General features: G+C 36.1%; 11 protein-coding genes and 1 pseudogene. 8 read left to right on the top strand and 4 right to left on the bottom strand.

The features are described from left to right. The first annotated feature begins 198 nt into the window (after nucleotides 1-198). Entirely contained in the window at nucleotides 199-1,344 is a 1,146-nt protein-coding gene (locus H0184_RS24940; protein ID WP_221829763.1) for a glycosyltransferase family 4 protein, read from the top strand. Nucleotides 1,345-1,492: 148 nt separating this feature from the next. Here H0184_RS24940 and H0184_RS24935 read toward each other — a convergent pair whose 3' ends face one another. Both H0184_RS24935 and H0184_RS24930 read right to left on the bottom strand, forming a co-directional pair. Then, nucleotides 1,493-2,191 (bottom strand): glycosyltransferase family 2 protein, encoded by a 699-nt coding sequence (locus H0184_RS24935; protein ID WP_260631784.1) that lies wholly within the window; start codon nucleotides 2,189-2,191, stop codon nucleotides 1,493-1,495. Nucleotides 2,192-2,233: 42 nt separating this feature from the next. Next, complete coding sequence (locus H0184_RS24930; protein WP_221829758.1) at nucleotides 2,234-3,139, bottom strand: NAD-dependent epimerase/dehydratase family protein; 906 nt, start codon at nucleotides 3,137-3,139, stop codon at nucleotides 2,234-2,236. A 244-nt stretch (nucleotides 3,140-3,383) separates the two neighbouring features. Between H0184_RS24930 and H0184_RS24925 the strand changes: the two genes are divergently transcribed. From H0184_RS24925 to H0184_RS24915, 3 genes are all read left to right on the top strand, one after another. Then, nucleotides 3,384-3,881 (top strand): hypothetical protein, encoded by a 498-nt coding sequence (locus tag H0184_RS24925; protein ID WP_221829756.1) that lies wholly within the window; start codon nucleotides 3,384-3,386, stop codon nucleotides 3,879-3,881. 135 nt (nucleotides 3,882-4,016) lie between these two features. Further along, nucleotides 4,017-4,706: an NUDIX hydrolase gene (locus H0184_RS24920; RefSeq protein WP_221829753.1), complete on the top strand. Its 690-nt coding sequence runs from the start codon at nucleotides 4,017-4,019 to the stop codon at nucleotides 4,704-4,706. A 33-nt stretch (nucleotides 4,707-4,739) separates the two neighbouring features. Continuing rightward, nucleotides 4,740-5,495: a GNAT family N-acetyltransferase gene (locus H0184_RS24915; protein WP_221829751.1), complete on the top strand. Its 756-nt coding sequence runs from the start codon at nucleotides 4,740-4,742 to the stop codon at nucleotides 5,493-5,495. 81 nt (nucleotides 5,496-5,576) lie between these two features. On the opposite strand, the gene H0184_RS24910 is transcribed toward H0184_RS24915, so the two are convergent. Further along, complete coding sequence (locus tag H0184_RS24910; RefSeq protein WP_221829748.1) at nucleotides 5,577-6,920, bottom strand: uracil-xanthine permease family protein; 1,344 nt, start codon at nucleotides 6,918-6,920, stop codon at nucleotides 5,577-5,579. A gap of 269 nt (nucleotides 6,921-7,189) precedes the next feature. Here H0184_RS24910 and H0184_RS24905 point away from each other — a divergent pair, with 269 nt between their 5' ends. Next, a complete protein-coding gene (locus H0184_RS24905; RefSeq protein ID WP_221829746.1) occupies nucleotides 7,190-8,167 on the top strand; it encodes an aromatic ring-hydroxylating dioxygenase subunit alpha in 978 nt (325 codons plus the stop codon). Nucleotides 8,168-8,284: 117 nt separating this feature from the next. Here H0184_RS24905 and ilvB read toward each other — a convergent pair whose 3' ends face one another. Continuing rightward, nucleotides 8,285-9,946 carry a biosynthetic-type acetolactate synthase large subunit gene (ilvB, locus tag H0184_RS24900; protein ID WP_221829743.1) on the bottom strand — a complete coding sequence of 554 codons (1,662 nt, stop codon included), beginning with the start codon at nucleotides 9,944-9,946 and terminating at the stop codon, nucleotides 8,285-8,287. Nucleotides 9,947-10,183: 237 nt separating this feature from the next. Between ilvB and H0184_RS27875 the strand changes: the two genes are divergently transcribed. The 3 genes and pseudogenes from H0184_RS27875 to H0184_RS24885 form a co-directional block, all read left to right on the top strand. Then, nucleotides 10,184-10,648 (top strand): hypothetical protein, encoded by a 465-nt coding sequence (locus H0184_RS27875; RefSeq protein ID WP_260631783.1) that lies wholly within the window; start codon nucleotides 10,184-10,186, stop codon nucleotides 10,646-10,648. A 459-nt stretch (nucleotides 10,649-11,107) separates the two neighbouring features. Further along, nucleotides 11,108-11,608, top strand: a complete 501-nt coding sequence (locus H0184_RS24890) for a hypothetical protein (RefSeq protein ID WP_221829740.1) — start codon at nucleotides 11,108-11,110, stop codon at nucleotides 11,606-11,608. A gap of 97 nt (nucleotides 11,609-11,705) precedes the next feature. Further along, a pseudogene (locus H0184_RS24885) lies at nucleotides 11,706-12,047 on the top strand (hypothetical protein); the annotation flags it as partial.

The following is a 12,047-nucleotide window of genomic DNA, read 5'->3' as shown; positions in this document are numbered from 1 at the left end:
CTAACTTCATATTGTGAAGAACATCACATATTGATTTGTCTATATTTTAACGCAATACAGCACAAGATGCTGTGAACATTTCTTTAACTTTATATATTTTTAGATTACTTATTTCAAAAAGTGCCACGCATGTCCACACCTCTCTACCACAGTTTCATAAGCTGTTAAAGAAGGGTTTTATGAAGGGGTGGAAACGAGATGCCGAGGCTAAAAGTCGCAATCATTACACCAGGTGTATTTCCGATTCCTGGTAATAAATCCAGTTCTGTTGAGTTAGTTATACAAAAAACATCCAACCTTCTTCAAAAAGAAGTAGATGTGATTATATTTGGAAAGAAAACTAAAAACCAATCCTTCATTGAAAGGCAGGGACATATAACATATTATCGATATCACTATCATTCTGAAACTTATATACAAAATGTAGTGGAACAGCTGCAGCAAGATAAGCCCGATATTATTCAAATTGAGAATCGACCTAAGTTTGTGAAGTTCATTCGTCAGGCAATACCTACTGCTAAAATTATCCTGACCCTTCATTCGGTCACTTTTATCTCCCCGCCATACATGAATAATCGGTTTCTGAACAATTATTTAAATCAGGCAAATGCAATTGTTGTGAATAGCCATTTTTTAAAGAATTACGTACTAAGTAAAACTAATTTGGACTCGAGTAAAATAGTTGTTAATCATTTGGGTGTTAACAATGATCAATTTAAGCCCAAATGGCAGCTAGACAGTCCCGCACCATTAGAGTTTATGAAGGAAAAACTTGGAGTATCCCGTAATAAAATACTCCTTTATGTTGGTAGATTGGTTGAAATAAAAGGGGTGCATCATATTTTAGAAGCGATGCCAGAGATCATTAAGGCTGACCCATCTATTAAGCTAATTATTGCTGGAAGCCCCTTAGGTCATAGAGCTTATTCAGACCATTTAAAAAATCTGGCTGAAAGTATTAAGGATCACGTAGTTTTCACTTCGTTTATACCAAATGATAAGATCCACGAAATGTTTCAGATTTCAGATTTACTATTGGTTCCTTCCGCCCAAAATGAAGCTTTTGGACTTGTTAATCTTGAAGCGATGTCAACAGGTACCCCTGTCATTGCTACAAAATCAGGTGGTATACCCGAAATAATTGAACATGGAAAGACCGGATTTTTAATAGATCCTTCTAATATCCGAGAAGACTTAACTAAACACATCCTCTACTTACTATCAAATCCTTCAAAACTACTGCAAATGGGCCAGGAATGTGTGTTACAGGTAAAAAACCATTTTACCTGGCAGCATAGTGTTAATAGACAATTAAGGCTTTACCGCCAATTACATGAAGGGTAAAAAGTCACAGCCAGCGTTGGTCTGTGACTTTATTTATGATGTTTTTTTGTTACCTTTTTGTTCATATACATAATAAAACCAAGAAACAAACAAGGTTGTTTCTTGGTTTCATTTTGGTGTGCCTTTGTATTCTTTTCAAAGTCTATCATTATTGGACTGACATTTGTTCAGGATGCATCCTGTAGTAATAAAGCACTTCCGGGATGTTATTTGCCTTAACACCATTTAAAACGCATTTTTGAATAAATTCAAAATCTGCTTCTTTACTATTCTTTCTAGTAAAGCCTCCAAGCCGGTCAAATACTGTCCCGCGCAAAAGGGTTGTACCATGGCAAATGCAATGTCCGCCCCTTCGATAAACCTTATAAATCTGTTCGTCGTATCTCATCCACCTTGCAGGACGGCGTAAGCCGATAAATTTCCCATTTTTGTAATCTGTAAAAGGCGCAAATATAGTTCCTACAAGCTCATATTCCGGGTTTGTGGTTAAGTAATTGACCTGTTTCTCAATCCTTTCTGGATGTGAGAGATCATCTGAATCCTGTATGGCAATAAATTCACCCCTGCTGAGGAACATACCTAAGGTTAAAGGACCTTCATATCCAACATTCCACGGCAGAGAAACGACAGTGATTCGATCTATCATGTCTGGTCTAATTTTTACAGCTTCCTTTTTAAACTCATTAACAATTTCTAATGTTCTATCAGTGGAACAATCGTCTATTAATATAATCTCTATATCCTTATACGTTTGTGCCAATATACTATCCAAGCAAGCTTTTATATATTTCTCTCTGTTATAACTAGTAACAATGATACTGACCAAATCCTTTATTCTAGTGACCATTTCATACATCTCCTTTTTATTGTTCTTATTTTTATGGGGTTCTTACTGATACATATCAATGGTTTCTTGTAATCCTCTATCCAGAGTATACTTGGGGATCCATTGAAGTTCAGTTAAGGCTTTCGTATTATCCAGTCTGCTTTGACCAATATCACCTTCTCGCTGTGGTTTAATGACTGGATTCAAATTGGTATTCACCTTTTTCAACATTAAAATTAAGAGTTCATTTATCTTTGTTTCTGTATTGGTACTTAGATTGAATGTACAATTCCTGCCATTATGAAGTGAGCTAAATAAACCGTCTGCTACATCCTTTACATAAACAAAATCCCTTGTCTGTTCACCACCATAAATGATTGGGGGAGTCTGTGCAAAAATAGAATTTAAGAATATTGAAATTACACCTGCTTCACCATGGGCATTTTGCCCCGGTCCATAAACATTAGCAAATCTTAAAATACTGTGATCTAAACCAAAATGTTTTGTATATAACTTGATATAATGCTCTGATGTCTGTTTCGAAAGAGAATAAAACGAGATGGGGTGTTGCGGATGGTCTTCATCAATTGGGAGATATGCTGGTTCACCATACACGGCGGCGGATGATGCAAATATAAACTTTTTAACGTTATACTTCACGCAATTTTGAAGGAGATTAACGGTTCCAGCAATATTTGCTAGACAATCAGCATAAGGGTTTTTCATAGAAAATGGTACGGATACCTGTGCTGCAAGATGAACGACGTAATCTGGCTTCTCAAAAGCAAATATGTTTTCGATTGATAAATTTTCAATGTCAATCTCGTAAAATGCAGCAGATTTTGGGACTCGTTCTTTGATACCGCTTGATAAATTATCTACAATTACAACCTCCATTTTTTCTTTCAATAACTTTTCAACAAAATGGAGACCGATAAAGCCTGCTCCCCCTGTAACCAATACCTTCATAAATCATTCACTACCCAATCTGTTATTATTTTTTTATGATAAAAACTCAAAGTAAGTGAAAAAAGTCGGTGTTTATCAATAACAATGTAATATTATAATATTTACATTTACTTATTTGGTTTGTGTACATGTCCCAAGTAATAAATAATAAACAGTTTTTCATTAAGTAAGATTTTTTTGTAGCAGCCTTCTGTTTTGGTATAAAATGAGAGTAGTATTGTTATTGTTTTTTGGAGGAATGGTTATGGCTGCTGTAAAGTCTGTAAAAATTGATGGTGAGCATGTACACATCTTTAATAGTGCGATTTATATCTTTGAATCCCAATCGGGTTACACGCTTGAGTTGGATTTGGTGGTTAGTGAAGTTACGGAAAGAAAATATAAAAATGTGCAAAATTTAATAATGGAGATTGAACTTGAAAGTGGAAAGTTAATTGATTCTATAATGCATTTAAAAAGCCTCCAAGGAGGTTTACCGCAGCTTAATTTATTCTGTGATATTGAAGATATTGATGGGTATGAAGAACTTGATCGAGTAAATGAGAGCAGCTCGTGTTTTCCAGATGTTGAAGAGGGAATCACATTAGAAGAAATCAGAAAAGTGGAAATGCCGAATGAAAATATTAGCCTAAAATTGAATCTGCCCATCAATCAGGTTGAATGGTTAAAAAAACAGAAAAAGCCCATTTTAAATGAGATGTTTACAGAGATGATTTATCAATTTTTGAAAAAACATGAGTGACATAGTTTTGTTAAAATTTTCGGGTGTATCGGAACCTCTTCCATGTAAAAAAGGAGTTTTCTAGCAGCTAGGAGAATAGGTATTATATAGGATTGAAAATAAATACACAATTAAAAAATATAAATGGAGGACATTATGGCTGCTATTCCGAGACCGGCATCCACGGTTGTTTTAATGGATGATTCTTCAAGGGTGTATTTAACAAAGCGACCAATAACAATGAAATTTATGGGTGGTTTCCACGTTTTTCCTGGTGGTGTGGTGGAGAAATCTGACCATTTTAGTGAATGTGATTTTGTGAAAAATGAATATGAAACACTTTCAATTAATCTATCACACTATATTGCTGCAGCAAGAGAATTATTTGAAGAGGTTGGAATACTGTTGGGGAATACGGTAGATGGGTTTCCGGTTAAATTGCCTAAGGAAAAGGAAATGAAATATCGTAATGATCTTTTAAAGGATGAAATATCTTTTATTCGCTTGTTAGAACAAGAAGAAATTTATTTTGATCCTCAATGTTTAACATACTTCGGGCAAATTATTACGCCTGAGGAAAGCCCAATGCGTTTTGATACACGTTTCTTTCTAGCTAAGCTTCCACAAGGACAAAAGCCCGAACCAGATAAAAGGGAAATTGATGAAGCATTCTGGGTGAAGCCAGAAGATGCATTAGCTGCTTTTCAAGCTAAGAAAATTAAACTCGCACCACCCACCATCCTTTCACTCCAAGCTATCATTCATTTTCAAAAAACAGGCGTCTTAAAGATGTCAGTAACAAAAGATGATTTGCTGAGATTGATTAAATTGATTAAAAATCTATAGATATCATTTATACACCATGCAAAAGGGGACCCAATGATGCAAATAACATTTGAAGATATTTTTATTCATGGACATGTTGTGTTTGAAGATAATCTGCTAAAACATTACCATTTTCCAGAAATGCTATCGAGATATGATAGTAATTTTATCGAGTACAAAGCATTTCCAACACTGGATGAACTTAAAGATGCTGAAACTTATTTAAGAGAGTACCATCAAAAAAAGGGCCAGAAACACATAAAGTTTAAATTTCCTGTTAATGAAAAAGTCCCTATTGAGTTAGTAAATTACTTAAATCAAAAAGATTATGATATTGGTTTTCTCGAACTATATACCATTCAACCAAATCAATTTCCAGAAGTGAATGAAAATCCTGACATCGAGGTACAAATCGTAACTGAAAAAAACTTAAAGCCCTTTCTCGCTTTCCAATATCAGCAGGATATCGTATTTGGCAGTAATTTTGCCAATCAAAAGGTAGAGTTAAATAAGCAAATTTTCAATGACCCCAATTTCATGCAGCTGCTAGCTTTATATAAAGGCACACCTGCGGGGGCAGTAGATGTAATTATTTCACAAGATAAAGCTGAAATTGATAATTTAGGTGTTGACGAAGCCTTCCAAAGGAAAGGCATCGGCAGTAGAATTCAAAAATTTGTTATGGATACCTTCCACGATAAGACGGTTATCCTAGTCGCTGATGGTCAGGATACTCCGAAAGAAATGTATAAGAGGCAGAACTATCAATATCTTGGCTATCAATATTACACACAAAAAGTTGAAGATTAAAACATCATCTAAAGGAATATTTGAACAAAATAGGTATAGAAAAATGCTTGGATTCTATTAATCCAAGCATTTATGTGTTTATTACGTTAGTGACTCTTTATTTGTAGCTACAAGTTTTTTCTTTTCCTGAGGAATGACTAGATTAAGAATAACCGTAGCCAGAGCTCCAACCGCTGTTCCAGAGGAAAGGATGTAATTTGCAAAGTCTGGAACACTGTAAAGAATTTCTTTTGGAAGGACGATTGTACCGATTGTTAATAGAATCGGAACCCCGATTACCATCATATTACGATCATCGATTACCACATGCTGTATAACTTTCATCCCATTCATTACGATTGCCACACAGACCACTCCGAAAATTCCTTGTATAACGGGTTCGGGGACACAAGTAATTACAGCTGATAATTTTGGTATTAATCCTAGTGCGATTAAAATAATTCCTGCACTAATGATTGCCATTCTACTGGCTACTCCTGTAATCGCAATAATTCCAGCATTAGAGGAATACCCAGTCATTGGAGTTCCACCGAAAAGTGAACCTACGAAACAACCAATTCCTTCACCGACAGATGCTCTGTTTAACCTTTTTTCATCTAGTTCGCTGCCTGTAACCGTTGAAACGACGAACCATGTACCAGTAGTTTCTATTAAAATAACAAGATAGATAAATACCATAGTAAGGATTGCTTGTAAATCAAATACCGGTTTGCCGAATGGGAAAAAGCTAGGTAATGAGAACCATGCTGCTTTTTTTACTGTTGAGAAATCGACTGAACCAAATACTGATGCTGTAATCGTCCCTGCGACAATCGCAAGAATAACAGAAACAAGGCGGAAAAATGTTCCATACCCTTTTTTCTTTCGTCCAAGAAGTATGCATATAATTAAAACGGCTGCCGATACAAATGCGATTAACACGTTGTGTCCAACATTTCCTGGTGCATTGTAAATACTATTAAAGGCAGATGGCATTAAGGAGATCCCAACGATGACAATAACAGTTCCTCCAACAAGTGGCGGGATAATTTTCTTTACCGATTTTGCAAACCATTTTAATGGATAGCCAAGAACAGCAATTAATAACGCCCCAGGTAGAAGGCTTCCGAATACTGCTCCCATTCCAAGCTTACCGCCAATCGCTGCTAAAGCACCGATAGGGACATAAGAGGGACCTTGTACTACGGGCAATCTAAGTCCGCCTATAGTTTGAATGAGGGTGGCAATTCCTGCAGCCAAGAAGCACATTTGAATGAAGAAAGTAGTATTCATTGTATCTAACGCCAGTAACCCCGCAATAATGATGGGAGCGATATATAAATCCATTGCCAGTACATGCTGCATACCAAGCAGAAGGGCTTTTCCCCAACTTATCTTTTCATCTACACCTACTATAATGTTCGTGTTTTTCTCATTTTGTGCCACAGTCCCATTCCCCTTTTAAAAAAATAATTCTTAAATTACAATGAATGATTTTATAAAATGATTGCCGTTAATATGATTGTATGGGTGCTTAATACTGCGCAGATATTAAAACCCTAACTGAATTATAATGAACGATTCTCTGGTTGTAAATATAAAATTAACGAATAATTTTATAAAAATAAAAATTAATGTTCGTGTTTTAAGTTGACTTTGATATCTCTTCTTTTTACAATAATGATTGTACAGAGTTAGTAGAAGGGGATGTAAAAATGTTAATCAATGATACCGTTTTACGTAGTGATTGGATCGTTGCTTGTAAAATAGAAGATGTAAAAGAGGAGCCAATACAAGTAGTGATAATGGGTGAAAGAGTTGTTATCTTCCGAAATGAACAGGGTATTCATGCCTTCAAGGATTTATGTATTCATCGAGGAGCAGCACTTTCTCTAGGCTGCGTAAGAGACGGCAATCTTGTATGCCCCTATCATGGATGGGAATATAATGATGAGGGCACATGTACAAAAATCCCACAGCTTCCTGAAGGAAAAGCAATCCCATTAAAAGCAAGAGCGATAAAATATACATGCAGGGAAGAGTATGGTTTTGTTTGGATCAACCTTGAAAATAACAAACCTGAATTTCTTCCTTACCCTGAGTTTAAGGATAACAACTGCCACAATATCCTTTGGGGACCGCAGGAGGTCAACGCGAACCCGCCAAGAGTAGTCGAGAATTTTCTTGATGTCGGGCATCTTTCTTTTATCCATGAAGGTTTTCTTGGAGTACCAGAGCACCCTGAAATTGGTGATTATGATGTTCATACTGAAGGAGATAGAATTTATTCTGATGAAATCGCAATCTTCCAACCAGACCCGGATGGTACTGGAATTGCGAAGGATGTTTATTATACGTACGAAATCGTTCGTCCTCTAACCGTTCGTTTCACAAAACGAGATCCGGATACCGACAATAGGATGACAATATTACTAACCATCCTTCCGGTAACAGAAGGAAAGTCAATCGCCTATGGAATTATGTCCTTTAACTATGAAACTGGTAACACAGACCAAGAAACAATAGACTTCCAAGATATGATCTTTGCACAAGATAAACCAATCGTCGAAAATCAAAAACCAGAACTCCTGCCACTTGACTTGCAGGTAGAACTATCATTGAAATGTGACCGAATGAGCATCGCCTATCGAAAATACCTTAAGAAGCTTGGTGTTACACTCGGCACTGAATAAATGGTGCCTGTCACCATCCGTGGACACTGTCCACCTCAGGCGGACAGTTTGGTTATTCATACACTAAGTTAAATAAAAAATGCCAGCCCTTTGAATAAAAGGGGCTGGCGTTTTTGGTTAGCGAGAAAGTATGGTTTTATGGTTGTTTTGGTTGGGCGGGACCATTGGATAGACGTTTTCTTCTTCAATAATATTAAACTCCATAAGTACAGGACCATTTCGCTGAAATGCTTCTGCAATGATCTGCTGTGCTTCTTCCTCGGTTTGTGCCTTAAATCCTACAATGCCATAGGCGATAGCAAGTTGAGAGAATTCAGGGGAAATGATCTTAACATCAGAATAACGTCTCTGATAAAATAGTTCCTGCCATTGACGCACCATGCCCAGATAGCCATTGTTTAAAATAGCTATTTTGATTGGAAGCTGATACTTCGCAATCGTAATTAATTCCTGTAAATTCATTTGAAAGCTGCCATCACCTGAGACACAAATAACAGATTTCCCAGGATGAGCGGCAGCTGCTCCAATGGCAGCAGGCAATCCGTAGCCCATCGTTCCTAGACCGCCGGATGTTATAAGAGTCCTAGGCTGTGTAAAAGCATAATGGTGAGCCGTCCAAATTTGATGCTGCCCCACATCTGTGACCACCGTGGTATCTTGAGGAGAATAGTTGCTTATGAGCCGGATTACACTCTGAGGTTTAAGCAAACTATTGGATTTATCAAAACGGGGAACCGTCCGTTTCCAATCCACCACTTCGCTTGTCCAGTTCTCAGCAAGTCTATTAATTTGTTGAAAATCTAAATGTTTTTTTATATTCAAAATGAACTCTTTCGCATCACTGACAATGGCTAAATCAACAGGTACGATTTTATTAATTTCAGCAGGATCAATATCGACATGTATCTTCTTTGAATTTGGTGAAAAACCACTGATTCTACCTGTCACACGGTCACTGAAGCGAACTCCGATACAAATTAAAAGGTCAGCATGGTGTACGGCTTTATTGGCAGCAAACGTCCCGTGCATCCCTAACATTCCTAAATATAATGGGTTTCCCGCTTCTATAGAGCCAATTCCCAGAAGGGAGCTAACGACAGGGATTCTAGACCGTTGTACAAGCTCTCTTACTTCATCAGCTGCCCCAGAAGCTATAACACCGCCACCTAAAAAAAGTACAGGTTTTCTTGCATTTTCAATTAACTCTCTAGCATATATTATTGATTTTTCTAGAGTAACCTTGTTAACTTTTGTGGGACTAAAACGTCGTTTTTGTATATCCTTTGTTGAGGTATCAGATGTAACTTCGATTAAAACCGGACCTGGTCTGCCAGCAGTTGCAACCGTTAAAGCATTTTTTAAAACGTCGTTAAGGCTAATCATGTCCTTTATTCTAAAGGAGTGCTTAGTGATGGCCATTGTGAGAACTGAAGTATTTAGTTCTTGAAGCCCATTTTTTTTCAAGTGATTATGACAAAGGTATCCAGTAATAATGACTAACGGTACGGAATCACTAAAGGCGGTTGCAATCCCTGTAACTCCATTGGTGATTCCAGAAGCAGATGTAAGCAGAACCACTCCTGGCCGGCCTGTTGCTCGTGCGTAACCATCTGCAGCATGAACGGCAGCTTGTTCATGCATCATTTGATAATAAGTGACTTCCAAGTCTTTTGTGACCATAAGACCTTGATCATCACTGCCAAAGAAACAATTAACCCCATGTGAGCTAAAAGAGTTTAATAATACATCTACATCTGAATATTCTTTTAATAATGACATTCCTACACCTGATTTCTGTTTTTAAAGAATATTCTAATTTATCGAGAATGACTTGTATGTGAAATAAATCATGGTTTCAAAGTTTTTTGAATATTTCCAAGCTATCAAATGAAATGACTTAGGTAAAAGGTGTAAAATTAATATAAGGGGATTTTATTTAGAGTGAAATCAATTATATCTAGTTCCAGTTGGTTATTGTGAAAGACTAGAATAAACAGAGAGGAAGTGCCGAAAATAATGGATAAAAAATTATTTGATTGGCTCATCCAAGACCTCGAAAATCTTACTGACGAAATTGGGGATAAAAATAGTAGAAGGCTTAATATAAGTCAATTAATACGTGTGATTAATAGATTAAATTCCTTCTCGGAGGACTGTGAAGAATGTATGAAAAACCTTTTGGAGATAAGTACACTAATTAAGGAACTGATGGATCAACATGGTCAACTTGAAAAACAAGAATTAAAGGAACATCATTCGAAAGTGAATAATAGTATTTCCCATTTACAAAAGAAGCATAAATTAGTGGCCGAAGGCACTTACTTGTCTATTTACCTGTCAATTGGTATGAGTTTAGGGCTAGTATTTGGCATGCTCATTTATGATAATTTATCGATGGGTTTATCACTTGGCATGGGTATTGGTGTTGCAATTGGTGCTGGATTGGATGCAAATGCAAAGAAAAAGGGATTAACAATATAAAAAAGATATGGATACGTTAACATAGAATCACGCTCAGTCATTTTGACTGGGCTTTTATATGTTGAAGCCCCTCACCACTCAAGGACAGAGTCTCCTCTTTAGTCCCTCGGGTGGACAGTGTTTTGGTGGACTGGAAAAATCAGTTTATGAGCGGAGTTATTACAGTTTTGTGAATTATTATATTAGATGTGTCCGATGTTATCTTTATAATGATATAATGCTCGTGATATTAAGTATAGTCTTCTTACACCTCGTTATTAATCTGCATTTTAATCTTCAGCCTATCCTTTCGTGTATGGCTACTAAACTTTATTCAACCTAATAAACCTATTTCTTATTAACCTCATTTATCTTCTATTAATTTATTCTTTTTTTTTTATAGGAGGTGTTGCGCCCTAATAAACTCACACTATTTAGATTGATTTATTTCTAAAAACTTATCTATTAGGAGGATTAGACATGGGACTTGATATGCATTTATACTCTTTCCCAAAAATTGAAGGAATGAATTTGGCTGAAGTTCGATCAGCTGATATTCATTTAAGTGAACTAGAAAAAGAAAATGGTGCCATCTATGAAAAGATAAAAGAGCACATTAAACACTTTGAGGAATTTGATTTTTCGTGGCGCGGCCTCCGAACTGAAATTGCTACATGGCGAAAAGCTAACCAAATTCATCATTGGTTTGTAGAGTCCGTCCAGAATGGAAAGGATGATATGTGTTCCTATGAAGTGACAAAGGAAAACCTGCAGGAGCTGTATACTTCATGCGTAAATGTTCTTTTAAAGAAAAAAATCCCACATAAAGAATTACCCACAAGACCAGGACCTTTCTTCGGCAGTACTTATTACGATGAATATTACTTCTGGGAAATAGATCGAACCAAAACAATTCTCGAAAATCTCCTCAATAACTTCAATTTTGACACCCACTATATGCTGTACTGTGCAGATTGGTAAAATCCTTAAAGATATATTTTCAAATATCAATTATGCGTTGTTTTACAATTAGAAAGAATATAGGTAAGGTTATAGTAATAAATTAGGAGGTAGTTTAATGGAGGAAACTTTAAAAGAAATTCTTTCAGAACTGCAAAAAACTAATGGTCGCTTAGAAAATCTAGATAGTGGACAAACAGAATTAGCTAAAGGACAAGCAGAATTAGGTAAAGGACAAACAGAGATAACTAAAAATACAAAGAAACTTGAAGAAGGACAAAAAGAATTAAATGATCATACAAAGAGACTTGAAGAAGGACAAAAAGAATTAAATAATCATACAAAGAGACTTGAAGAAGGACAAAAAGAATTAAATAATCATACAAAGAGACTTGAAGAAGGACAAAAAGTACTAAATAATCATACAGAGAGACTTGAAGAAGGACAAAAGGAATTAAAT

Origin of the sequence: Neobacillus niacini (genome assembly GCF_019749295.1) — a bacterium.
GTDB classification, from domain to species: Bacteria; Bacillota; Bacilli; order Bacillales; family Cytobacillaceae; genus Neobacillus; species Neobacillus niacini_D.
Note: the sequence above shows the minus strand (reverse complement) of the source record. Positions and strands in the feature narration are given on the sequence as shown.